Annotated in this window: 19 protein-coding genes; 10 read left to right on the plus strand and 9 right to left on the minus strand. The window is 65.5% G+C overall.

Translation table 11 applies throughout. From position 1 onward, the window contains the following. The first annotated feature begins 59 nt into the window (after window positions 1-59). The 4 genes from ACYQ02_RS01515 to ACYQ02_RS01530 all read left to right on the plus strand — a co-directional run bounded on the left by ACYQ02_RS01515 (window position 60) and on the right by ACYQ02_RS01530 (window position 13,074). A complete protein-coding gene (locus ACYQ02_RS01515; protein WP_460038736.1) occupies window positions 60-2,894 on the plus strand; it encodes a helicase-related protein in 2,835 nt (944 codons plus the stop codon). Continuing rightward, on the plus strand, window positions 2,891-6,535 hold the full coding sequence (locus ACYQ02_RS01520) for an Eco57I restriction-modification methylase domain-containing protein (RefSeq protein ID WP_460038673.1): 3,645 nt from the start codon (window positions 2,891-2,893) through the stop codon (window positions 6,533-6,535). The genes ACYQ02_RS01515 and ACYQ02_RS01520 overlap by 4 nt, the downstream gene beginning before the upstream one ends. A gap of 27 nt (window positions 6,536-6,562) precedes the next feature. Further along, complete coding sequence (locus tag ACYQ02_RS01525; RefSeq protein ID WP_460038674.1) at window positions 6,563-11,815, plus strand: DEAD/DEAH box helicase; 5,253 nt, start codon at window positions 6,563-6,565, stop codon at window positions 11,813-11,815. Between the two features lie 320 nt (window positions 11,816-12,135). After that, the gene (locus ACYQ02_RS01530; protein WP_460038675.1) at window positions 12,136-13,074 is read left to right on the plus strand and encodes a hypothetical protein; all 939 of its coding nucleotides are present in this window, start codon (window positions 12,136-12,138) and stop codon (window positions 13,072-13,074) included. A 99-nt stretch (window positions 13,075-13,173) separates the two neighbouring features. Here the strand turns inward: ACYQ02_RS01530 and ACYQ02_RS01535 are convergent, their stop codons facing one another. Together ACYQ02_RS01535 and ACYQ02_RS01540 are read right to left on the minus strand one after the other, a co-directional pair. Then, window positions 13,174-14,124, minus strand: coding sequence for a tyrosine-type recombinase/integrase (locus ACYQ02_RS01535; RefSeq protein WP_460038676.1), 951 nt, complete (start codon window positions 14,122-14,124; stop codon window positions 13,174-13,176). 101 nt (window positions 14,125-14,225) lie between these two features. Then, the gene (locus ACYQ02_RS01540; RefSeq protein WP_460038677.1) at window positions 14,226-14,489 is read right to left on the minus strand and encodes an AbrB/MazE/SpoVT family DNA-binding domain-containing protein; all 264 of its coding nucleotides are present in this window, start codon (window positions 14,487-14,489) and stop codon (window positions 14,226-14,228) included. 768 nt (window positions 14,490-15,257) lie between these two features. Here ACYQ02_RS01540 and ACYQ02_RS01545 point away from each other — a divergent pair. The 5 genes from ACYQ02_RS01545 (at window position 15,258) to ACYQ02_RS01565 (ending at window position 17,464) form a co-directional block, all read left to right on the plus strand. Continuing rightward, complete coding sequence (locus tag ACYQ02_RS01545; protein WP_460038678.1) at window positions 15,258-15,593, plus strand: AbrB/MazE/SpoVT family DNA-binding domain-containing protein; 336 nt, start codon at window positions 15,258-15,260, stop codon at window positions 15,591-15,593. A 3-nt stretch (window positions 15,594-15,596) separates the two neighbouring features. After that, window positions 15,597-16,031, plus strand: coding sequence for a PIN domain-containing protein (locus tag ACYQ02_RS01550; RefSeq protein WP_460038679.1), 435 nt, complete (start codon window positions 15,597-15,599; stop codon window positions 16,029-16,031). Between the two features lie 49 nt (window positions 16,032-16,080). Then, entirely contained in the window at window positions 16,081-16,338 is a 258-nt protein-coding gene (locus ACYQ02_RS01555; protein WP_460038680.1) for an AbrB/MazE/SpoVT family DNA-binding domain-containing protein, read from the plus strand. Window positions 16,339-16,360: 22 nt separating this feature from the next. Next, window positions 16,361-17,101 (plus strand): thermonuclease family protein, encoded by a 741-nt coding sequence (locus tag ACYQ02_RS01560; protein ID WP_460038681.1) that lies wholly within the window; start codon window positions 16,361-16,363, stop codon window positions 17,099-17,101. Between the two features lie 72 nt (window positions 17,102-17,173). Continuing rightward, complete coding sequence (locus ACYQ02_RS01565) at window positions 17,174-17,464, plus strand: hypothetical protein (protein WP_460038682.1); 291 nt, start codon at window positions 17,174-17,176, stop codon at window positions 17,462-17,464. A 341-nt stretch (window positions 17,465-17,805) separates the two neighbouring features. Here ACYQ02_RS01565 and ACYQ02_RS01570 read toward each other — a convergent pair whose 3' ends face one another. Next, entirely contained in the window at window positions 17,806-18,264 is a 459-nt protein-coding gene (locus ACYQ02_RS01570) for a hypothetical protein (RefSeq protein ID WP_460038683.1), read from the minus strand. Next, window positions 18,264-18,512: a hypothetical protein gene (locus ACYQ02_RS01575; RefSeq protein WP_460038684.1), complete on the minus strand. Its 249-nt coding sequence runs from the start codon at window positions 18,510-18,512 to the stop codon at window positions 18,264-18,266. The genes ACYQ02_RS01570 and ACYQ02_RS01575 overlap by 1 nt, the downstream gene beginning before the upstream one ends. A gap of 447 nt (window positions 18,513-18,959) precedes the next feature. Between ACYQ02_RS01575 and ACYQ02_RS01580 the strand changes: the two genes are divergently transcribed. Next, a complete protein-coding gene (locus ACYQ02_RS01580) occupies window positions 18,960-19,244 on the plus strand; it encodes a helix-turn-helix domain-containing protein (RefSeq protein ID WP_460038685.1) in 285 nt (94 codons plus the stop codon). A gap of 519 nt (window positions 19,245-19,763) precedes the next feature. Here the strand turns inward: ACYQ02_RS01580 and ACYQ02_RS01585 are convergent. The 5 genes from ACYQ02_RS01585 to ACYQ02_RS01605 form a co-directional block, all read right to left on the minus strand. Continuing rightward, complete coding sequence (locus ACYQ02_RS01585; RefSeq protein WP_460038686.1) at window positions 19,764-20,228, minus strand: RDD family protein; 465 nt, start codon at window positions 20,226-20,228, stop codon at window positions 19,764-19,766. A 220-nt stretch (window positions 20,229-20,448) separates the two neighbouring features. Beyond that, the gene (locus ACYQ02_RS01590) at window positions 20,449-21,387 is read right to left on the minus strand and encodes a hypothetical protein (RefSeq protein ID WP_460038687.1); all 939 of its coding nucleotides are present in this window, start codon (window positions 21,385-21,387) and stop codon (window positions 20,449-20,451) included. Window positions 21,388-21,411: 24 nt separating this feature from the next. Continuing rightward, window positions 21,412-21,861 (minus strand): RDD family protein, encoded by a 450-nt coding sequence (locus ACYQ02_RS01595; RefSeq protein WP_460038688.1) that lies wholly within the window; start codon window positions 21,859-21,861, stop codon window positions 21,412-21,414. A 155-nt stretch (window positions 21,862-22,016) separates the two neighbouring features. Continuing rightward, entirely contained in the window at window positions 22,017-22,676 is a 660-nt protein-coding gene (locus tag ACYQ02_RS01600) for a P-loop NTPase family protein (protein ID WP_460038689.1), read from the minus strand. Beyond that, window positions 22,660-23,139: a hypothetical protein gene (locus ACYQ02_RS01605; protein WP_460038690.1), complete on the minus strand. Its 480-nt coding sequence runs from the start codon at window positions 23,137-23,139 to the stop codon at window positions 22,660-22,662. The genes ACYQ02_RS01600 and ACYQ02_RS01605 overlap by 17 nt, the downstream gene beginning before the upstream one ends. Between the last annotated feature and the right edge of the window lie 17 nt (window positions 23,140-23,156).

The following is a 23,156-nucleotide window of genomic DNA, read 5'->3' on the forward strand; positions in this document are numbered from 1 at the left end:
ATGTCTCTGTGATGTAACGGTGCACCACGCAGCGGGGGAGGGGGCGTTTCTTGTACGCGGTGGGCTCGTTGGTTCGCTTTCGAGAGCGCGAGTGGATTGTACTGCCGTGTGAGGATCCCGACCTCGTGATGCTCAAGCCCCTGCAGGGTTCGGACGACGAGATCACGGGTGCCTTCTTGCCCCTGGAGGGAGCGGCCCTCGAACCGGCGTCGTTCCCATGGCCCGATCCGCAACAAGCCCGGGAGTTTGCCGCTGCACGGCTATTGCGGGATGCAGCACGCCTTGTGGTGCGTAACACGGCAGGACCGTTCCGTTCTGTGGGGCAGATCGCCTTCCGCCCCCGGCCGTACCAGATCGTTCCGCTGCTGATGGCCCTGCGGATGAATCCGGTACGCCTGCTCATTGCCGACGACGTGGGCGTCGGCAAGACCATTGAGGCCGGCCTGATCGCCAAAGAACTTTTGGCCCGGGGGGAGGCCCAGCGGCTGCTGGTCCTCTGCCCGCCGGTGCTCTGTGAGCAGTGGCAGCGGGAGCTCGCCACCAAATTTGGGCTGCAGGCGGTGGTCGTCCGCACCAGCACCTATAGCCAGCTGGCCCGGGATCTGCCAGCCCACCAAACGGTCTATCAGGCCTACCCATTCATTGTTGCCAGTATCGATTTTGTGAAGACCGAGCGAAACCGCATGGCCCTGCTTGCCGACCCGCCCGATCTTGTCATCGTGGATGAAGCCCACGGCGTCGCCCGGCCGCCAAGCGGCGCAGGGCGCGACGTCCAGCTGCGGCACGAACTGGTCCAGGCCCTGGCGAGTGATGCGAAGCGACACCTGATCCTTTTGACCGCGACGCCGCATAGCGGCATCCGCGAGTCCTTTGCCTCGCTGCTGGGATTGCTTCACAAGCCCCTGGAGACGCTGGCGATGGCGGAGCACCTGCCTCCGGAGGACCGGCGGCAAATCGCCCGGCATTACATCCAGCGCCGCCGCGAGGACGTGAAAGAGTGGTTGGGGGGCGCCGAGGTCTTCCCGGAGCGGGACCCCATCAACCCCGACAAAACAGGCTACAACCTGCATCCGGACTACAAAGCCCTGTTCGACGACGTGCTGGCCTTTAGCCGCGAACGGATCCAGCGCACCGACGGTCCGGGCTATCAGCAGCGGATGCGCTACTGGGGCGCCCTGGCCCTGCTTCGGTCGATCATGTCAAGTCCCGCAGCCGCCGTTCGCGCCCTCGAACGCCGTATCGAACGGCTCGAGGCCCGGGAGCTTGAGGCGGAGACCGTCGATGCTGTACGCCGGCCGGAAGTCCTCGACCTCGACGACGTGGTGTTTGACAGCGTTCCGCAGGATGCCATCGCTGACCTTGTGCGCCTGGAGGGCGACGCCCTGCGCAACCGCCTGGCGCGGTTCCGCAGCCGGGCCCAGGCCCTGATGGGGGCGAAGGACCACAAGCTCGCCATGGCCCGCCACATCCTGGCTGGCTGGCTGCAGCAGGGTTATCAGCCGATCGTTTATTGCCGGTTCGTCGACACAGCCGAATACGTGGCCACGGCGCTGAAGGCGCTTGAGGCGACGTTCGAGGGGCTGGCGGTCGGCGTGGTCACGGGCCTACAGGCGGACGAAGAGCGGGAAGCCCGCATCCGGGCCCTCCTTGAGGCGCCTCGGCGGATTCTGGTGGCAACCGACTGCATGTCCGAGGGCGTGGACCTGCAGTACGGCTTTAACGCCGTGCTCCATTACGACCTGCCCTGGAACCCGAACCGGCTCGAGCAACGGGAAGGACGGGTGGACCGCTACGGTCAGCCCTCGCCGAAGGTCCCGACAGCGGTCCTTTGGGGGATGAACAACCCCATGGACGCCACGGTGCTGGATGTCCTGATCCGCAAAGCCCGGGAGATCTACAACCATCTGAAGATCGCCGTGCCCGTGCCGATGGACAGCACGGCCATCATGGAAGCGCTGGTCGCGTCGATCTTCGAGGGGCCGAGACGGGAGGGGGTCGGTCAGCAGCTGAGCCTGACGCTGCCGGCCGTGGACGATTTTACGCGGCGGTGGGAAACCTCGGCCAGGCGGGAACAGGCGACCCGAAGCCTGTACGCCAAACTGTCCCCCCAAGCCCAGGAGGTTCTTCCGCTCTACGAGGCCGCTGAAGCCGCCGCGGGTACGCCCGACGATGTCAAAGTCTTTGTTTTCGGGGCGTGCCGGCGCCTTGGGATCCGGGTCGAAGAACGGGGCTCGCGGTTATGGGTTGAGCGGACGGCACTGGAGCCCTGGCTGCCGCCCCGGTCCGGGCGTGGACGGGCACCGGCGCTTGTGCCCGTGGTCTTTGATGAGCCGGTGCCGGAGGGGGCGGTGCTGCTTCACCGGCTCCACCCCTGGGTGGAGGCGTTGGCCCAGCAAGTCATCGGGGAGGCGTTGCGTCCGCATGGTTCGGACCGCATAGCGCGGTGCGGAGCCTTTCAGACCTTAGCGGTGAGCCGGCGGACGGCCGTGCTGTTGCTCCGGATTCGCTACCGGATTGCGAGTTCCCGCAGCCGGTTTGAGCAGTTCGCCGAAGAAGTTGTGCTGGGCGGCTTTCGGGCCGGGCCCGACGGGCTGTCCGTCGAGTGGTTGCCGCTGGACGGCGAGGAAGTCCGCGACCTGTTGAGCGCCCAGCCGGATTTAAATATCGCACCGGTGGAGCGACGCCAGCAGCTGGAATGGGCCCTTAAAACGGTCAAAGAGGAGGACCGGGCCCTAAACCGGCTCGTTGCGGGCCGCATGGCCGCGCTGGAGGAGCTGCACAACCGGCTCGTTGAGACGAACGGCGGAGGGGTGTCTGTGGAGGCGTACCCGCCCGATGTGCTGGGGGTTTGGGTGCTCGTTCCGGTGCCGGGCCGAAGGAGGCAGGGGGCATGAAGGACGCCGGGATTCGCATCGAAGGCGGGTTGCTTTCCGCGGATGTCATCGAGGCCATCCGGACGGGGGAGGCCCCCGGCCAGAAGGGGAAAGATTTTGGGTTCGGCCCCCGCGAGCGGCTTGAGGAGATCATCCTCGGGCACTGGACGTATGCAAAGCGCCTCTGGGGCGCCTTCGGGGCGCTAAAGGCCATTGCGGCCGAGGACCGGGCCACGACGCTCACCCGCGAGCGCTGGCTGATCCCACTCTTGAGCGATGTGCTGGGCTATTCGCTGGAATACCAGCGGACCGCGGCTGTGGTGGGGCACCAGCGTTATGCGATCTCTCACCGAGCGGGCACGGACGAGGGAGCGGTACCGGTCCATCTCGTGGGCTGGGATACTGATCTGGACCGCCGGAACGAAAAGCGCCAGGAGCGGCGAAGCCCCCAGTCGCTCATACAGGACTATCTGAACCGGACGGACAACCTCTGGGGTCTTCTGTCCAACGGCCTGAAGCTCCGGCTCGTGCGGCAAAACCTCCGGATCACCCGGCCGATGTACGTGGAGTTCGATCTGGAGGCGATCTTCGAGGGCGACCGGTTCGAGACGTTTGTATTGTTGTACCGGCTGGCGCATCGGAGCCGGTTTGACCGAACGGACGGCAACCCGGCGAGCAGCTGGATCGAACAGTACGCGCAGATCACCGTGGCCAATGCCCACCGCGTCCGGGACCGGATGCAGGCGGGGGTCAAAGCGGCCATTGAGGCCTTGGGCCGAGGCTTTTTGCGGCACCCACAGAGCGCCGCGCTGCGCCAGGCGCTGGACGAGGGACGCCTGACGGCACAGGATCTGTATCAGCAGCTCCTGCGCCTGGTGTACCGGCTGATCTTTCTGCTTGTGGCCGAGGAGCGGCACCTGCTCCATCCCAATCCCAAGGCCCGGGAGGCTCAGATTTACGCGGCGCACTACAGCCTGCGCCGGCTGCGGGAGCTAGCGCAGCACTGGCGAAAGGTCGAAGGGGCGTATGGGGACCGCTGGCAGGGTCTCGTGACCTTGCTCCGTACGCTGGCGGAACCGGGCAAGAACAATCCCTTCAGCATCGCACCCCTCAACGGAGACCTTTTTGGGCCGAACGCTTTGCCGGATCTGGAGGCCGCGTCGATCAGCAACCGAGACCTGCTGGAGGCCCTATGGCATTTGACGACGTTCAACGACGAGGGGGTTCGCCGGCGGGTCGATTTCGCCGCCCTGGACGCCGAGGAGATCGGCTCGATCTATGAGGGGCTTTTGGCCTACGCCCCTGTCGTAAACCTCAAGGGCGGCGAGGTCCCGTTCCAGCTCGTAGCCAAAAGCGAAGAGCGGAACCGCTCAGCCTCGCACTATACCGATTCGGCACTGGTGAAAGAGATCCTCGACCACGCCCTGACCCCCGTGATCCAAGAACGGCTATCCCAGGCGGGCCCCGATCGGCAGGCCCGCAGGGCGGCGGTGTTGAGCATCCGGGTATGCGATCCCGCCTGCGGATCGGGCCACTTTTTGCTCGAGGCGGCCCGGCGCCTTGGCCGGGAGCTGGCCCGGATCGAAACCGGCGAGGACGAGCCGACGCCGCAGGCTTTCCGGCGGGGGGTGCGGGAAGCCATCCGGCATTGCATCTACGGGGTCGACAAGAATCCGCTGGCCGTGGAGCTTTGCAAGGTCGCCCTCTGGATTGAAGGCCATTGCGAGGGTGAGCCGCTGTCGTTTTTGGATCACCGGATTCGCTGCGGCGACAGCCTGGTCGGCATCACGGACCTGGAGGTGCTGGCGGACGGCATCCCGGATGCTGCGTATCAGCCCAAAGAGGGGGATCAGCAAAACCTGGCCCAGAGCTTAAGGGACCGGAATCGTGAGGAACGGGCCGGCCAGATGGCCGTGTCGATCGGAGCGGTGCCGCCGGCGGAGACGGTTGTCAAGGAGCTGTCGAACGCCCAGAAGATCGTTGGCGCCATGTCCGAGGCGACGGCCAACGACGTGCGGGCCAAGGCCGCGGCCTATGCGAAACAGCGCGAGCCTGGCACGCCGTGGTGGCGGGTATGGACTGCCGCGAACCTCTGGACCGCGCCGTTCTGGATGCCTTTGACGCGGGCGACGGGTGGGCAAGTCCCCACGACCCACGATGTCCGTGCTTGCCTGGCCGAGGAACCGGTGCGCCAGGCCGCGGTCGATGCGGCAAACCGCATGGCCGACGAGCTGCGGTTCTTCCACTGGCCCGTGGAGTTTCCCGAGGTGTTTGCCGAGGGCGGCTTCGATGTAATCGTGGGAAATCCGCCGTTTTTGGGAGGCACGAGGATTAGCACGGTATTCGGCAATCGTTACCGCCATTGGCTGGTCACGCAGGTCGCGGGCGCCAAAACGAATAGAGCGGATCTCTGCGCGTTCTTCTTCCGGCGGGCGTTTGGGCTGCTCCGGCCCGGGGGCCGGATGGGCATGCTCGCGACCAACACGATTTCACAAGGCGATACACGGCAAGCAGGCCTGGAACCCATTTGCCGACAGGGAGGCACCATTGTCTGGGCCGTACCAAATCGCCCGTGGCCAGGGGATGCAGTCGTTCACATTGCGGAGGTCGTGATCGTTCACGGTGAGTCAACGGAACCACCGATGCTGGATTACAAGGAAGTGCCAGTCATAACGCCATTTTTGGACGACGGGACGGCCGGTGCTGGCAACCCTGTGCCGTTGCACAACGGAATGGCGTACGAAGGTGTGAAGACGCGAGGGTCCGGCTTCCTCCTTACGCCAGAACAAGCACATACCCTGATTCAGAAGGACCCACGTAACGCGGACTGCCTATTCCCGTACCTCACAGGCGAAGACTTGAATAAACGGCCCGATCACTTGCCCAGCCGCTGGGTCATTGACTTCCATGATTGGCCGCTTGAAAGGGCAAAGGAATACCCGGACCTTTTCCACATTATTGAGCAAAAGGTAAAACCGAAGCGCGAGAAGGTGAAGCAGGACGCGCACCGCAGGTATTGGTGGCAATTCGCAGACCGACGTCCAGCCATGTACGCCGCCATTTGGTCCTTGCCACGTGTCTTAGTGGCGTGTATCGTAACGAAACACTGGGCTTTAGTGTTCGCGCCGACTAATCCGCGGACGGTGTTTTCCAACAAAACCGTAGTGTTTGCCCTCTCGACATGGGATGCATTCTCGCTCTTGCAATCCTCTGTGCACGAGCTGTGGGCGCGGAAGTATAGCTCGACCCTTGAAACACGGCTCAACTACGCGCAGAGCGACTGTTTCGACACCTTCCCATTCCCTCCAAAGGAGGCGATATCACAGCTGGAGGCCATTGGGGAGGCGTACTACACGCACCGGGAGAACATACTGCAAGCCCGTAACATCGGCCTGACCGATTGCTACAATACCTTCCACGACCCCGAGTGCACGGATGACGACATCGTGCAGCTCCGCGAGCTGCACCAGGCGATGGATCAGCAGGTTGTGTTCGCATACGGCTGGACGGACCTGGCCCTGCAGCACGGCTTTTACCCGCACCGGGTGACGGGCGAGGTCCGCTTCACCCTGGAGCCGGAGCAGCAGGCCGAGATCCTCCGTCGCCTTTTGGCCCTCAATCACGAGCTGGCTGAGAAGAACGCCGGCCAACCGCACACCTGACCTGGGCGGGAAGGGGAAGACCGGATCATGGCGATGAACGCGTTCGAGCTTCGGAACCGGGTCGTGGGTGATTACGAACGGTACGTGAAGAGTTTCGTCCGGATCCGCGACGAGCGGCTGCGGGAATACGCCGAAGCCCAACTCGAATCGGGCCGGCTCTGGCCTGACCCGCTGCTGCAGATCAACCCGGCGTACGAGCGGGGGGCGACCCTGGATGAGCTGGCGGACCAGGGCGTGGTGCATCCCACGACGGCCGCGTTCTTCCGCCGTGACGGCCGGCCGATCCGCCTTTACCGGCACCAAGAGGAAGCCCTGCGCCTCGCTAAGCAGGGGCTGTCCTACGTAGTAACGACCGGGACCGGGTCGGGAAAGAGCCTGACGTATTTAATCCCCATCGTAGACACCCTGGTGCGGCAGCCGAAGCCCGCGAATACGCCGGCGGTGCGGGCCCTGCTGATCTACCCGATGAACGCCCTCATCAACAGCCAGGAGGCGGCGCTGAAGACCTTTGCATCCGCCTACGAGAAGGCTTACGGCCAAGTCCCGTTCACCTTTGCCAAGTACACCGGGGAGACGCCCCTGGAGAAACGGCATGACATCCTTGAAACCCCGCCGGACATTCTGCTGACGAACTACATGATGGCGGAGCTGCTGCTCGTCCGACCCCACGAGCGGCGGCTCGTGGAGGCGATGGCGGGGAATCTGCAGTTCCTTGTGCTGGACGAGCTGCACACCTATCGGGGGCGGCAAGGCGCGGACGTGGCGATGCTCGTGCGCCGCCTGCGGCTCAACGCGAACAACGACAAGCTGGTGTGCGTCGGTACCAGTGCTACCCTTATCAGCGAAGGCGGCCGGGAGGAGCGGCGCCGGGCGGTGGCGGAGGTGGCGCGTCGGCTGTTCGGCGTGCTGCTGGGGCCCGAGCAGGTCGTTGACGAGACCCTCCAGCGGATCACCGTTGTGCCGGCCCCGTCGGACCGCGACGCTCTTCGGGCCGCCCTCGATGCGCCGCTTCCGCCGGACGACGACGAGGAGGCCTTCCGGCGGCACCCTCTGGCGGCCTGGGTGGAAACCCACTTCGGCGTGACCGAGGACCCGGAGGACGGCCGGCTTGTGCGGCACCAGCCGAAATCGCTCAGTGAAGCGGCCCGGGAGCTGGCCAATGTCACGGGCCGGCCCGTGCCCGAGTGCGCCGAGCGGCTGCAGGCGATCCTGGACTGTGGCAACCGGATCCAAAATGCGGACGGCGAGCCGCTCTTTGCCTTCCGGCTGCATCAGTTCGTCGCCGGGGGAGCGACGCTCTACGCCACGCTGGAGCCGCCGGCCGAGCGGCGCTTCACGGCCCGCCCCCAGCAGGCCATCGAAGACGATCAGGGTGCGATCAAGCCGGTTTATCCTCTGGTCTTTTGCCGGCACTGCGGCCAGGAGTACTACCCCGTCCAAAAGGCGGTTCTCGCCGACGAGGACGGCACTCGCCTGGTGCTTCAGCCACTCGCGGACGAGGTGTCTGCCACGGACGACGATGAGGACGTCGAGGTAATCGTCGAAGGCCGCCGGCACGGGTATTGGGTGGTAGACCCGGACGGGACCTTGTGGGAGGAAGGAGACATCGAGCGGCTGCCGGACAGCTGGCTTGAGGTCCGCCGTAACAAGGTCCGCGTCCGCTCGACGTATGTGCCGTACCTGCCCGAGCCTCTGTGGGTATACCCCGACGGCCGCATCGCCCAGTCGGAAGCCGATGGGGCCGTGCGGGGCTGGCTGTTGCCGAAACCGTTTCGATTCTGCCTTCGTTGCGGGGCCGTGCATTCGCCGAAGCGCAACGACCATGCCAAGCTGACCGAGCTCGGCCAGACCGGGCGGAGCTCGTCGACGACGATCCTTAGCACGTCGGCCATCACGCACTTGCGGTCCTTAATCCCCGACGACGGAACGGCCCACAAGCTCTTGAGCTTTACGGACAACCGGCAGGACGCCTCCTTGCAGGCGGGCCACCTGAACGACTTTGTCCTCCTGGTCCGCGTTCGCGCCGCCCTGGCGAAAGCCCTCCGAATGGCCCCGAACCACGCCCTACCGCCGGAAAAGCTGCCGCAAGCCGTGGCTGCCGCCCTGGCGCTGGATCCGGAAGAGTACGCGCCGGCCAAAGACGGCAGCGCGTTCGAACAATCCCAGAAAGCATTGGAAGCGCTGGTGGAGTACCTGCTGTATGCCGACTTGGCCCACGGCTGGCGAATCGTGCAGCCGAACCTTGAGCGGGTGGGCTTACTGACCGTGGAGTTCGAGGGCTTGCGCGAGTTCTGCCAGGATCACCCGCGCTGGTCCGTGAACGAGGTCCTGGGGAGTGCGACGCCGGACGAGCGGTATCGTGTCGTGCATGCGATCTTAGAGTACATGCGGCAGGAACTGGCTCTTGATGCGCCGGTGCTCAACCCCAAGAAGCAGGATGAGCTCAAGCGATACATCGGACAGCACCTGCGTCGGGATTCGGCACTGCTCCAAGGGCAGATGGGGGTACAGTGGATCGAGAGCCGTCTCTTCGTGCCGGAGGGGGCTACAAGCGGTGACGACGGGGAGGACCGTCTCCGTCGCCTGACGGCCCGCAGCGCCATTGGCCGCTACCTTGCCACAGCGTTCGCACGCCAGCCCGGCGAGGTGTTGGCGACCGAGGCAAGGGCCAAACTCATCGAGGCCCTGATTGAAATCTTGGCAGGCCACTACCTCGCTTGGGTACGGGTAGGGCCGCGAGAAGGATTGCAGGTCCGGCACGGGATGCTTCGGTGGCGGATGGGGCAGGGCACGCCACCCGTGCCGAATCCCGTTCGCCAGGCCTGGATGCGTGAGCCAGCCGAGGTGACGCCGCCTGCGACGAACGCCTTTTATCATGCACTGTACCAGTTGGATCCGGCGGCCTTCCGGGCCCTCGAGGCGCGGGAACACACGGGCCAGGTCCTGCCGCGGCGCAGGGTGGAGCGGGAGAATCGCTTCAACGAGGGCACGCTGCCGGTGCTGTGCTGTTCGCCGACGATGGAGCTCGGCATCGACATCCGGGATCTGCACGTCGTGCACATGCGCAACCTGCCGCCCACGCCGGCAAACTACGCCCAGCGGAGTGGCCGGGCCGGCCGCAGTGGTCAGCAGGCCCTCGTTCTGGCCTGTGCCGGCCAGCGGAACTCGCACGACCAGTACTACTTTGACCGGCCTGCGGGGATGGTCGCCGGCGCCGTTGCGCCACCAGCGTTCGATCTGACGAACCAAGACATGGTGCGGTCGCACCTGCAAGCCATGTGGCTAGCCACGACGGGGATTGACCTCGGCAACAGCATGGAGACCGTTATCGACATCCAGCAGGAGGCGTTGCCGCTGCGCGAATCGGTCGAGGCAAAGCTGACCCTTTCTCCGGAGCGCCGGGCCTGGCTGCACGAGCAGGTCAAGCAGCTTCTCAACAGCCTCGCCGAAGAGCTGGAGCAGGCCGGCTGGTACCAGCCCGGCTGGGAGGACCAGGTCCTGACGGAGGCCCCCGTGGCCTTCCGCGCCGCCTTCAATCGGTGGCGGACGCTCTTCCAGCAAGCGCGGGAACGGTTCGTTCCCCAATCTGCCTTTGCCCAGGCGGACGAGACGGCGTGGATCACGATGCGGCAAGCCTTGCGGGAAAGGGCCGTGCTGCTCAATCAAGGCGAAGGGTCCGAGCGGCAACCGGAAGAGTCCGAGTTTTACCCGTACCGGTATCTGGCGGCAGAGGGCTTTCTGCCCGGCTACAATTTCCCGCGCCTGCCGGTCTACGTCTGGGTCGAGGTTGATGATCGGGATCAGCTGATTAGCCGGTCGCGATTCATCGGGCTGGAGGAGTTCGGCCCGCGGAATCGTCTCTACCACGAGGGCCGGCGGCATATCGTGCACAAGGTCGTCTGGCGCCACGGGGCCGGGCAAGAGGTCTTGCGGTCGGCCCGGTTCTGCGCGCGGTGCCATTATGTCGTGAGCATCGGCCCGCAGGCGCCGGACCGTTGCCCGCACTGCAACGCCGCGCTCGAGGGCGGCAACCTGATTGAGCGGGATGGGCTGCTTGAGATGCATTGGAACCGTGCGGTGCCGGAGGTGCGGATCACCTCGGATGAGGAAGTCCGCCAGCGCCGACCGTACAACATCGAAACCTTCTACCACTTTGCCCAGCGCCCCGATGGGCGGCCGCTGCTCGAAACAGCCCAGGTGGAACTGGACGGAGTGGCGTATTTGCAGTTCAAGTATGCCCCCCAGGCCACCCTGTGGCGTATCAACCAGGGGCCCATGGCGGACGACGCGGGCAAGAAAACCGGCGGCTTTCGGATCGACTTGCGGAACGGGATGTGGCACCGCCTGTCGTCGAGCGCAGGGACTGCCCAGACCGCGGCTTATGCAGAGGCAGCCACACCGAATGAAGAACAACACGTGGTCACGGTGTTCCCGTACGTAACGGATACGCGGAACTTGCTGCTCATTCAGATCGAACCCAGCCGTCTGCCGTCGGGGAAGACGCCGCGGCGCCGCTTTGTCACAACCTTTGCGCACGCCCTCGCCCGGGCGATCCGCGTTGTCCACCAACTTGAAGACCAGGAGCTCGCCGTCGAAACGCTCGATGAGGACGCCGGCCGGATCCTACTCTATGAGGCTGCAGAAGGCGGGCTTGGCGTGCTGGGGCGGCTCGTGCGGCAACCCCATGCCCTCGCTACGGTGGCTCGAACCGCCTTGCAGTTGCTCCACTTTAAGGAGGATGGCAAGGACACGGAGGAAGACCGGGAGGATCGGTGCGTCCGGGCGTGCTACCGCTGCCTGATGAGCTATGGCAACCAGGCTCACCATGTGCTCCTGGACCGGTTCGCCGTACGGGATGCGTTGCTTGACCTGATCCGGGCTGGTGTCGTGCCGACGACCTATCCTGTGGTCGACGAGGCGACCTACCAGGCGATGCTGTCCAAGACGCACCCGGCTTCGAAGATTGAGCGGCTGTTCTTGCAGCGGCTGTGGGAAACGGGCCGGCGACTGCCCGATCCAGACAAGGTGCACTACCTGGTACCGGACGCCCAGGTCGAAGCAGACTTCTACTATACCATGACGACCGGAGCCGACGTGTGCGTGCTCTGCCATGGCGGCGTCCACAACGATCCGCAGGTCCAGGAAAAGGACCGGATCCGGATCGCGAAGCTGCAAAACTTGGGCTACCGCGTGATCGTCGTGACCGAGGCGACGCTGGACGAGGTTCTGGCGACTTACGAGGATGTGTGGGGCGCCGGTACCGGACCAAAGGACGCCTGACCTGAGCCGAACCGGCTCTTTCGGACCGGGGCGGTGCCCACCGCCGGGTGATGGCCGCCGCCCTCGCGGGGTGGGCGGGCGGGCAAGGGGCAGCGGGCATCGCCCCTCGACGATTGGGGACGCCCCCACGGCCCCCTGGCCCGAAGGTCAAAGCCGCTGCCCCCCGCCCAACGGCGCCAGGGTGGGCGGGCGGGCGAAGGACGACCGCCCGATGCCCACGGGGCCCTAAAAGGTGACGGCCCCCATGCCCAGGACCGTCGCCCGCCCGGGCAACCGGCCAGCCCCCGGCGGCCCGAGGGCGGGACAGGAGGTCGGCCACCATGCGGAAGCCACTTGTCATCGCGCTCATCGCGCTGCTCGTCCTCGCCGTCGCCGGGGGCGTCGCTTATACCCTGCTGCCCAAGGGCAAGCCCGCCCTGGCCGAACCGCCCCGGGCGGAGGGGGCGCAGGGCGATGGGAAGACGGGCGGCAACGAACAAGTCGCCGCGCCGAAGCAGTGCTTGGATGTCGAGCCCAAGCCCGTTCGGTACAGGTTCGATAGCCCGGACTTCCCTGTCGGGAAGCTGGGCGAGTGGTACGAGGTGAAGAACGAGCAGGGACAGACGATTCTGCGGGTGAAGGTGGACATCGAGGATGCCGTTGCGTTGGCGGGAACGGACAAGGATGTGAATGTCCGGGCGCTGTTTCGGCTGACCCTGGACAACCTGACCTGCCGACCCTTCGAGTGGGATGTGATGGGAACGCAGGGGATTTGGTATGGATTCCGGCCAAAGTCCAAGCTTCGATCCGTTGAAAGCGAGCTTGATGGATGGTATACCGAACCTACCCCTACCGGCACCACTTGGGGCATTTTCTTGGCGCGCAACGGCAAGATCGTGTATCCACCTGAAGAAGAGGCTAGCGTCCCTGACTTCGAGGAGAATGAACGTATCTTCATGGAGCGGTACAAGCTGCGGGTTCCCGAGGAATTCCCTGCTAAGGAGTTCCCGCCGGGCCGGAGCACGGGGGAGTTCTACATCGGGCTGCACGATGTGAACGGCGCAACCAAGGGCATTTATCCCGATAACTCTCACCTGGGGCCCAAGGGCGACGGGCATATCCCGCTGGTCCTGGGCGGGTACATGGGATTCGCCAAGATCGACCTGGGGACGGGGAAGGATTGGGCGCGGCAGTTCGTGGGCGACCCCGATGACCCGAAGATGCAAGACCCTACCCAAAGCAGGCTTCTTAGCGCGGAGCGCAAGACAGCGCAACAGTAACACCTAGACCAGTACCTCGCGGGCATTGGGCAAAGGGGGCCGATCCGGCCCCCTTTGCCTGTTGAAAGGAGGTTCACTGTTTATGTTCCGACCGTGGCGTCAACGCAGTTTCTCCACCGCCTCCCGCAACCGCCGCTGCGCCACATGCGCGTAGATCTGGGTCGTCGCCACCGTAGCATGGCCGAGCAGGTCTTTGATGACCAGTAAATCCACGCCTGCTTCCGCCAGCCGCGTGCCGAAGGTGTGCCGGAGCTTGTGGGCGCTCGCTCGCCAGAGCCCGGCCCGGACCAGGTGGCGCTTGACGGCAACCTGGGCTGCGTTCTTCGTCAGGGCCTGGCCGGTGAGCGTCCACCAGAGCGGATCCTGCGGCGCCTTCGGCTTCTTCGGGCCGGGCCAGGTTGCAAGATAGCGCAGCAGGGCTTCCTTCGTCCGGCGGTGGAGGGGGAGGAGGCGTTCCTTGTCGCCCTTGCCGATCACCCGCAGGGTGTCCTCGTCAAAGTCCACGTCCCCGTACCGCAGCCCCACGGCCTCACTGATCCGCAGGCCCTGATACAGCAGCAGCGTGATGAGGGCGTGGTCGCGCTCCTTGAGCCGGGCGTGGTGGGCTTTCTGTCGCGGCGTGAGGCCCTCGTCCGAGAGGACGATCCGCAGCAGGCGCTCGGCCTCGGCCTCGGAAAGGTAGACCGGCAGCCGCTTGTGCCGCTCGCCCCGGACGGGCCGTTCCAGGCCGGCAAAGGGATCGCGGGGCAGAACGCCTTCCGCGACCATCCACCGGAACCAGCCGCTCACCGTGCTCCAGCGCCGGTCCCGGGTCGCGGGCGCCAGCTCCCGGTCGGCCAGGTGGGCGAGCCACCGCCGGGCGGCGTCCCGGTCGAAGCCGGCCAGGTCCGCGTCGGTCAGATCCTCGGGTTGCTTCCGCAGCCGGCCGGCCAGCCAGCGGCAAAAGTCGGCCAGGTCGCGGCGGTACTCGAGGAGGCTTGCGGTTTGCAGGCCCCGTTCGACCCGCTTCGATTCGACGTACTGTTCGGCTCGCAGGGGGAGAGAGCTCAACGCGGGGCCTCCCTTCGACGAAAGCTGGCAAGCGAGAAAGCTGGCAAGCGAGGCGGTCCGCATGACGGCCGCCTCACGACCCGGACGCCACAGGCACGGTTCTACGGGGTGTTGTTTGCATCGCCCGCCAGCTCCCGCTCCATCTCCTCCCGGGAGGAGCCCATCCTGAACGCTTCGGCATCGATCCGCAAGAAATCCAGCAGGGACCGTCGTGAGAGCACGCGCGCCTCAAAGTGTCCGGGGCCCCGCGCTTCCAGAATCAGCATCAGCAGATCGCCAGGCTTGACGCCCACAGCCTTCCGAAAGGGCACCGGCAGCGTGAGCTGGCCTCTGTCCTGGACCCGAAGGACAGCCACGGCCCGCACCGGCACTTCCTCCTCGTGGCCCCACGACCGTGGGCCGGTAGGGCACCTTTTGCCACCGCCCGTGGCGCCCCTTCCGCTCGAGTCGTCCCTCCCTAATTCGGTAAGGCTGCCCAGTCGCCTCCGTTAATGCGGCCAGGGTATCTTCCACCGCGGCCTGGGTCCAGGCCGGCCAGGCGTCCTCCCGCCAGCTGAGCAGCCATAGCAGCGCCTGCTCGGCGCCGAGCACCAAGGACCGTTCTAAATGCTCGGCGGCTGCCGCTTCCACGTATGACTCCGGGGGCGGGGCATCGAAATCGGCCGATCGGGGTCGGGAGCCCAGCCGGAACATCGCTTCGGCCGCGGTGGCCACATGAATGCTCGCCTCCCAGAGCCGGTGCGTTCCCGGCATCGCCGGCACCGTGAGGGGCTGCAGGCCCTGGCGCTTCTGCGGCGCCTCTCCACGGGCGAAGGCTTCGATGTCCTGGCGACGCCACACCGGCCCGGACCGGAGTACGACCAAGGGCGCGGGTAGGAGGCCCCGGGCGTGGTAGACCGACACTCGGCGCCGGTCCCAACCGAGCAGTTCTGCAACTTCTGCGACCCCGACCAGGTCCATGCTTTCTCCACCTCTGTTGTCGTTGGCAACAGCGTGCCACGACCATCCGATTGCGTCAACGACCTACTTGGGCGATTAGGATCGGAACATGCGCCATATACTCTGAGACAGCGGTGACTTTATTGAAAAGCCACCGGGCGGGGGGTACGATGATAGGGCGAGGTGATCGGGCCGTGGCAATTGTCAAGATCCTGCAGCGGGGACAGATGACCCTGCCCAAGGCCATCCGCGAGCGCGTGGGCCTTGAGGAAGGGGACGACGTGCTGGTGTACGTCAACGGCGAGGGAGAGATCGTGCTGTACCCGCTGCCGCGGCCGCGGAGTCTCAAGGAGCTGGGCAGCGTGCTCAAGATCGACCGGCCCGTGGACACGGGGGAGGCCCGGGAAGCGATCCGTGCATCCCGTGCTCGGCGGTGGGGCGAAAAGCAGGGCGTGGACGGGGCGGGCACAGAGGCGCTGGCGCAGGCGGCCGTGGGCCGGGAATCGGCCGAGGACCGGGTGAGGGAATAGCTCGTGAGCACGTGGTTGCTCGACGCCAACGTCATCGTGTATTGCCTGGCTCGCCATCACATCCTGTCGAACCCGCGGGTCGCCCACCTTCACGAGCGCCTGGATGCGCTCGACCGGGCCGTGGAGCGGGCCATCGCCGCCGGGCACCGGCTGATCGTCACGCCGGTGGTGGTCGCCGAGGCGCTTTACGTTTTGGAGGGCGCCTACCGTTACAGTCCTCCCGAGGCGGTTTCGGCCCTTTTGCAATTCGTCCGCGCCCCTGAGGTCGACGTTGAAGACGAAGAGGCCGTGCTGGCCGGACTCCGCCATCACGCGGCGGGACAGGTCGACTTCGTGGACGGATACCTGGCAGCCCGGACGACAGAAGAGGACGTCCACCTGCTCACGAATGACCACGCGATTGCGAGGCGTACCGATGCCCGCGTTGTGGAGTGGTAGGGACCCTGTCCCGGGTCGACCCTAATCGCGGGGAAGGGGGGCGAAATGCGTGATTACCTTGGCCCGGGTGGGGCCGCGCGGTCTGGTCACCATTCCCGCAGCCATGCGGCAGGCCCTGGGGATCCAACCTGGCGACACGCTCCTTTTTACCGCGGACGGGCCTGATGGGGGCCGGTTTACCGTCATCCGAACATCGCGTCCCCTCGCCGAGTTCTTTGCCCGGCACCAGGTCGAAGGGCCGGTCCCGGCGAGCCTGGAGGAGCAGGTCGCCGAGGACATCGCGTGCGACGTGGTCAGCGACAGCTGAAACTGGAGTGGGGGGTGGGGCGATGCGGAAGTGGGTCGGTTTGCTCGTTCTGGCCGGATTGCTCCTCGCCGTGGCGGGACCGCTGGCAAGCCAGGATACGCCTTCGGAGGCCGCAAGCAAGTACACGAAGGCGGTCGTCGTCCGCGTCGTCGACGGGGACACGATCGACGTGCGATGGGTTTCGGGGCCGCGGCTGCCATCGAATCGGATCCGGATGATCGGCGTGAACACCCCCGAGAGCACGACGCGAGTGGAGCCGTACGGAAAAGAGGCGGCAGCCTTCACGAAGAAGCGCTTGCAGGGCCGCACGGTGTGGCTGGAAAAGGACGTCTCCGAGAAGGACCGGTACGGCCGGGCCCTGCGCTACGTGTGGCTGAAGGAACCGCCGGCAAAGCCCACGTCCGCCCAGGCCCGGCAGTTCATGTTCAACGCCATTTTGGTGGCCGAAGGCTATGCCCAGGTCGCCACGTTTCCGCCCGACGTGAAGTGGACGAAACTATTTGTGGACCTGCAGCGGGAGGCCCGGGCGAAGGGGAGAGGGCTCTGGAGGCCGGCCAAGGCGTCCGTGCCGGCCGGGGCGGTGAAGGGGAGCGGCGGCTACAGCTGCCCACGGGGATATCCCGTGAAAGGCAACATCGCGTCCAGTGGCGAGAAGATCTACCACGTGCCGGGTGGTGCGTACTACGCGAAGACAAAGCCTGAATACTGTTTCCGGACCGCTGCGGACGCCCAACGAGCAGGTTTCCGCCCATCCTCGCGTTGAATCCGCATGATGGCGTGGGAGGCCCTGACGAAACCGGGTCAACTCCACCTGGCCCGAGGGAGGGGGGCTCCGGTGAGCGAAGACAGGGCGGAGCGGATCGGATGGCTCATCGTCCTGTTGCTGTTCGGAGGCCTGATCCTGGCCGCCTACCGGGCGGACTGCAATGCGGCCCGGGAGGAACTCGGCCGGATGCTCAACGACCTGGAGGACACCTACATCGAGTACGAGGTTGCCGATGACCCGCAGCTAAAATGGGCCTACCGGATCCTGTACGAGGACAAGAAACGCCGGTACGAAGCACCCCGGGAAGCTTACCGGCAGTACCTGCGCGAACGTTGCAACAAGCTGTGGGGATGGCCGTAGTCGCTGCGACCTGGTCCGTGAGTGCCTCGAGCTCCGGGGTCCGCAACCTATGGGGGCGATCAACATGAGGCTAGTCCTACCACTTCTAGCCTTTACGCTCCTCCTCGCCGGCTGTGGGAGCAACTTGCAACATGCCAACCAGCAGCTCGAGCAGCCCAAGAAGGAACGGGCGGAGTTGGCAAAGATTGGACTTGCCCCGGTTTAGTGGACACCCCGATACTTGGGGCGTAAGCCCCGGAAAGGGTGATCCCCATGCCGGCTACCAAGCCGCCGTATCCTCCCCAGTTCCCGGCCCCCGGCGGCCCCGACTCATGCCGGGACCGCCGAAGCCCGTCCGGCGCTCACTCCGGGTCGGCCCACGGCCAGAGCCCGTGCTCTCGCATCACGCGCTCTGCCTCTTCGATGCGTCGCTCCCACGCCTCATCCCACAAGTGCCTCTCTAGGACCCGAGACCGCCACTCATCGGCGCTCAACCCATCGGCATGGGCCCGCATGGCGTCTGGCAGTAGGGCGCCCCAGACATGGACCGGCAGCCCAAGATCCTCTGCGCGTCGCATGGAGTCCATGATGCGGACAGTCAGATCATCGTCGGCCATCTTTGCCATCTCACGGGTCGCCCGCTCCTCGATCTGGAGCTCGATCCATGGTTCAATGGTGCCAGCCAGCCAGACCGGACCCATCGCCAGCTCCTCATCGGGCGGGGGGAGCTTGCCACGGTGATGCCACTGGGCGACGGTCTGCCGCCGCTCGCCCAGAGCCTCCGCGATCTCCGCGATGCCGTATACCTTGCGCTCTCCCATTACGCGATCGCCTCCAGCACATCATCGTAGTCGATCTCGACCAGCTGGCCGCCCAGCACCCGCCAGAACCCGCGCTCCTCCTGGCGGCTGCTCACCGCGAAGCGGTACTCATAGATGGCGCCCTCCTCAAGGTCGATGGCCCACTCCATGGTGCGGTAGACATTGGTCCGGCGCGTGGTCACGTCCCGACGGCGGACGAACTCACGCGCCAAGCCGTACTTGGGATCCCGCCCCGTGATCCGTGCCACCCAGTTGGTCGAACGACTGTAGACATACCGCTGAATCGTCGTCGCCTGCATCGGCACCGCCGCCCCGTGGTGTAATCTCTGATTACATTGTGCTGGCCTTGGCCCATGGTGTCAACAGAGATCACACAATTTTTCGTCCGGCGCCGGCCCGGCGTTGGCTCGCGTGCCAATCGCGTGCCAAAGAGCCGGGGACAGGGGCCCGAATCGGGGTCCATGGAGAAGGTGGAGAAAACGAAAAACCCGCGCCAGACAATGGTTTGTCGGTCTGGCGCGGGTTTGTCCGGTGCCCTTGCGGGAGCCGGATTATGACTGCCCATTGTGCTGTAGTCGGCCATGGCTGCACGGGCAATGGGTCGGAGATGGACCACAGAAAACACGGGCGATTTGTCCGCTACGCCTGCAGCGTCCTGGCCGGGGCGTTACGGTGAGGTCAGGAGGTGTTTTGCTGTGGAGAGAGTACGCCACGAGGTTAACCAGGGTAGCGTTGCGACGACCGGAGATTCGGCGACGACCGTGACGACCAGTACGCCGGAAGCGCTCGACCGGTTGCCGACACTGGTCCCGGTCCGGGCTGTGGCCCGCAAACTCGGTCTGAACGAGCGGACGTTATACCACTACGCCCGTACGGGTGTGGTGGGAAGTTACCGGTTGGAGGGCCTGGTCATGTTGGACCTCGAAGAGGTCGCTGCCTGGCTCCAGGCGTCGTACCGCCCCCCCAAGCGGTCGGGTTAATATGGCTTGTTGAAGACGGTGGCCCGGTCCGTAACTCCGGACCGGGCCATTGTTGCTTTGCTGGCTGAGGTGGCCGCTGTGAGCGGCCAGGGGCCGGGTGGAACGGTTCTGCTCATGGGCGGGATGTCGGGGTAGCCGCTGTGTGCGGCCAGGGAACATGCGATCGATCTGAGCGTGGGAGCATTGCCGGGGCATCTCTTTCATTCAACAAAATGTTCATTTGGTGCAACGATTAATTGGCCTACAAGGCCCCTTTCAAAGCGCCCCCTATCCTTCGGGCGGCCGCTAAGGCGCCGGACCCGCTCGTTGGCGCGGTATCGGCGCACCTCGTTACGGACTTGTTTGCACGTTGAGCCGACCGGGCGGCGAAATCATGAGAATGCACCCCGCCCCAATCCTCGGGGCGGGGTGTCGGCCGTTTAATTTGCAACAGCCTCCTTACTGATGGTGATCTGGCCGCGCCGGCCCAGACGCACGAGCTCCACGGTCGCGACCTCCCTATCGGTCACATCGGCCGGATCACATAGCCCGCGGGCTGAGCCCTGGTACGGCCTGCGAACGGGGCGATCCGGTGCGCACCACAATCGTCCGGGCAATACGGTCGTGAAGGGCCTGTTTGCGGGGTGTCCAACCTGCCATAAGAAACCCAACACCCAAGGTGAAGTATGATGCAAGCTTGGAATAGTGCCGGGCCGTTGCATCACCAAACGTCAGCGGGGTCCCGTCATCGGATAGGGTGCGAAGTCCCACAAGCCACTTGCCCACAGTGGCTTGAAGCCGGGAACTCTCCATCATTGCATAGTAAAACCAGGTGCCAACCCAGTACCCCAGCGGCCCCCGGACCAACCCCGTCACGACTTCGGGCGTCGCGATCGTCGCAAGGACTGCGTCGAACAGCACAAAAAGGACACCAAGGACCAGCCCATCGATCCAGTACGCGGCTGCCCGATGCCAGAACCCCGCATAGACGAACCGCTCTTCCATCACCACCACCCCCCTATTGAACCGGCAACCGTCCCGGCGGGTCAGAATCCAACTAGGCTTTGGCGGATGGAAAGGTCCACCTGGCGTACCCGCTCCACGGACACGACCAGGTGCCCGAGCATACCAACTAGCACCAAAAGCACCAACGCCACCACAAGCGCCTTCCTCCCCATTCACGACCCCCCTCCTCGCCGTTTTGGCGCCTGGTGGAACCTGCCGGTTACGCGGGCCGCGCCCGCCACTGCAGAACGTCAGGAATGACGTGGGATCGCAAGACCCGCTCCAATGCCCCCTGTCCCCCGCGGGCGGTGTAATAAACTGGTGCATCGGCCAGTTTGTCGAGCAGGTACTGCGTTTTATGGCTCCCGTAGGCCGTCACGTAGACGATGGCATCGTAACGGCCCGTCAGGGTCGAACGGACCTCGTGGGTCCGGGCCGCGTCCACGAAAATCATTTCCGCGCCAAAGCGGCCAAGCACCGCCCGGTAGCCTGCCTCCCGCACGGGATCGCCGCAAAGCAAGATCCGGCAACCCTCGAGCGGTTTATAGCCAGCCAATTGATCGTTTGCAGCCTGCAGTGCATCAAGCTCCGCCCGGAATTCCCGCACCATTTGCCGGCACGCCTTGGCGACGCTCCGCAGGACCTGGTGCAGCCGGTCCCTTTCGGCTTCGGCCCGTTCGGCCCGGGCTTCGGCCTCGCGGACCAGCTCCTCCGCCAGCTCCATCGCCTCGACCGATGCGTTAAAGCGCGGATACCGGGCCATGCGCTGGCGCCAATCCGCCGTGTCCTTGAGCCACTTTGTCCAGACCTGCTGCCAAGCTGGGTCATCAATCTCATGGCCCATGGCCCACATGAGGCCCAGGGCAAGACCCTGTTCGGGCCGGCGTTGCACCAGGGCCATGACCGTGGCCGCATCAGGCCGGCCCGGCGAGCGGGTCCAGTGCCGGGTGATCTCCGCGATGAGACGGGTCAACAGGCGGTGCGAGCGGACCGCACGTTCCCAGACGCGGTCTCGCAGATCGCCCCGGCGGGATGGAGGTTGCAGGGGTATGCGCTGCAGCAAGAGCAGAAGGCTCGCCTGATCGAGGACTTCAAGGGCGAGATGAAGGCCCCCCACCTGTTGGATGGCGGGAGGCACGTGGTCCTGTGCGTCCGGCACAGCAATCCCTCCTCCGAGGCGTGATCACGGTGTTGGCGTGGAACCAGCAGGGATGGGCGTGGTCGCCGGCGCCGCGGGCGCAGTGCGCAACACAACGGTGCGGGCAACCATGTCATGGAAGCCCTGCTTCCGAGGTTCGAAGGCGATGCTGAGATAGCCGATGCCGAAGCTGAACGCGTTGAGAAAACGCCCGAAATGACGAACTGTGGCACGACCAAAACCAATGCGCTGGCCCTTCTCGTCCGTCACGCGCAGCCCGAGCGCCCGCTTCCCAAGGGTGGCCTGGGAGATCGACGACTCTAAAAAGGCGAAGTAGAGCCAGACCGCGATGTGCGAGATAAGGGTGGCAGCCCATTGCGGAAGTTCCGGGATGGCGGCATAGAGGACCGCGAACCCTAAAAAGCCTACGGCGTTGAGCACCACCCCATCGATCAAATAAGCCACCAGGCGGCGCCAAAAACCCGCATAGATCATCCCGCCCACCTTCCCCTCCCGCGTCCGGAACTTGCCCAAAATGCAAAGGGAGTGCACCGCCCTTGAGGTGCACTCCCTGCGGGAATTGGCTGTTTAGTTGTCCGGTAATATTCTAAAGGAAGGCAGAAAGCGGCGCCAGAGGGCGCCGCTTTCTGCTACCGGATCCGCTCGACGATGCTCCGCCCCGCCTCATCCAGGCGGACGGTGTAGGCGGCATCGGCCACCTCCGCCAGGTCCTGATTGTGCGTCACCATCAGGATCTGGCGGCCGAACTCGCGGCTGACCGTGGCCAAGAACGCCGCCAGCCGCGGCGCCAGGTCGGCGGAGACGTGCTTACCCGGCTCGTCGAGCAGGGCCGGGCCGCCCAGGCCGGTGGCCCCCTCTAGCAGGACGAACCGGAGGGCAACCGACACGACGTCCGCAACGCCCCCGCCGTGGGCGTCGAGCGGATGGCCGACGAAGGCCGGCCCGGCATCGGGCTGGGTCCGCACGAGGATCTCCGCCACGGGCCGGCCCCGGCTCTCGCCCATCTCCACGGCCAGAGCGAGGCGGGAACCGAAGACCGCCTGCAAGGCCTCCGTTCCCATCCGCTCCGTCTGGAGCCGGGCCGTCTCCCGAGCCGTCTCACCGGCCATTTCAAACAGGGCCCGGACCTTGCGCAGCTGCTCGGCCCGTGCCTGGGCGTCCTCGCGCCGGCGCAGAAGTTCTTCCCGCCGGCGCTCCAGCGCCCGCTGGGCCCCTTTCCGCTGCTCAAGGGCGGCCCGGGCCTCGCGGACCCGAGCCGCCACCGAGCCAAAATCAGAAGGGGGCCTCATCGGCCTCATCCTCCATCAGGTCATCAAGATCCGGCATCAGATCGTCGTCGTCGGAAATGCCGGCCATTGCCTCGTCGTCGGGGACGGGGACGAGCTCGTCCTCGCTTCCACCACCCACGTCGTCAAAGAGCGAGACGGGCGTGGGCTGGCCGGGCATGGGCCCCTTCGCCCTGTCCGGCTTCGCCGGCACGGGCTCTTCCGGCAGCTCCACATCCTTCGGCGAAAGCTCCCCCGCAAGGAGCTTTTCGGCCTGGTCGAGGAGCCGACCGACCTCTCGCTGCAGACGGCTGATCTCGCCCGCAATGGTCTCGGGCGAGACCCCCTCCGCCTGCATCTCCGCTCGCAGCCGCGCCTCCACCTGGCGCAGCTGCTCAAGGCGTCCCTCGGCGCTGTAACGCGCCGAGCGGGCCCGCTCGAGTTCCGCCTGCAGCCGCTGCAGGCGATCCTGAATCGCCTCCGGCACGGCGGCTTCCCCCTTTC

It is taken from the genome of Thermaerobacter litoralis (genome assembly GCF_054654595.1).

Bases quoted from the DNA above. Each gene is read 5' to 3' on its own strand.
- ACYQ02_RS01520 (WP_460038673.1), top strand. From the start codon at position 2,891: ATGAAGGACGCCGGGATTCGCATCGAAGGCGGGTTGCTTTCCGCGGAT.
- ACYQ02_RS01525 (WP_460038674.1), top strand. From the start codon at position 6,563: ATGGCGATGAACGCGTTCGAGCTTCGGAACCGGGTCGTGGGTGATTAC.
- ACYQ02_RS01530 (WP_460038675.1), top strand. From the start codon at position 12,136: ATGCGGAAGCCACTTGTCATCGCGCTCATCGCGCTGCTCGTCCTCGCC.
- ACYQ02_RS01560 (WP_460038681.1), top strand. From the start codon at position 16,361: ATGCGGAAGTGGGTCGGTTTGCTCGTTCTGGCCGGATTGCTCCTCGCC.
- ACYQ02_RS01570 (WP_460038683.1), bottom strand. From the start codon at position 18,264: ATGGGAGAGCGCAAGGTATACGGCATCGCGGAGATCGCGGAGGCTCTG.
- ACYQ02_RS01585 (WP_460038686.1), bottom strand. From the start codon at position 20,228: ATGGAAGAGCGGTTCGTCTATGCGGGGTTCTGGCATCGGGCAGCCGCG.
- ACYQ02_RS01595 (WP_460038688.1), bottom strand. From the start codon at position 21,861: ATGATCTATGCGGGTTTTTGGCGCCGCCTGGTGGCTTATTTGATCGAT.
- ACYQ02_RS01600 (WP_460038689.1), bottom strand. From the start codon at position 22,676: ATGAGGCCCCCTTCTGATTTTGGCTCGGTGGCGGCTCGGGTCCGCGAG.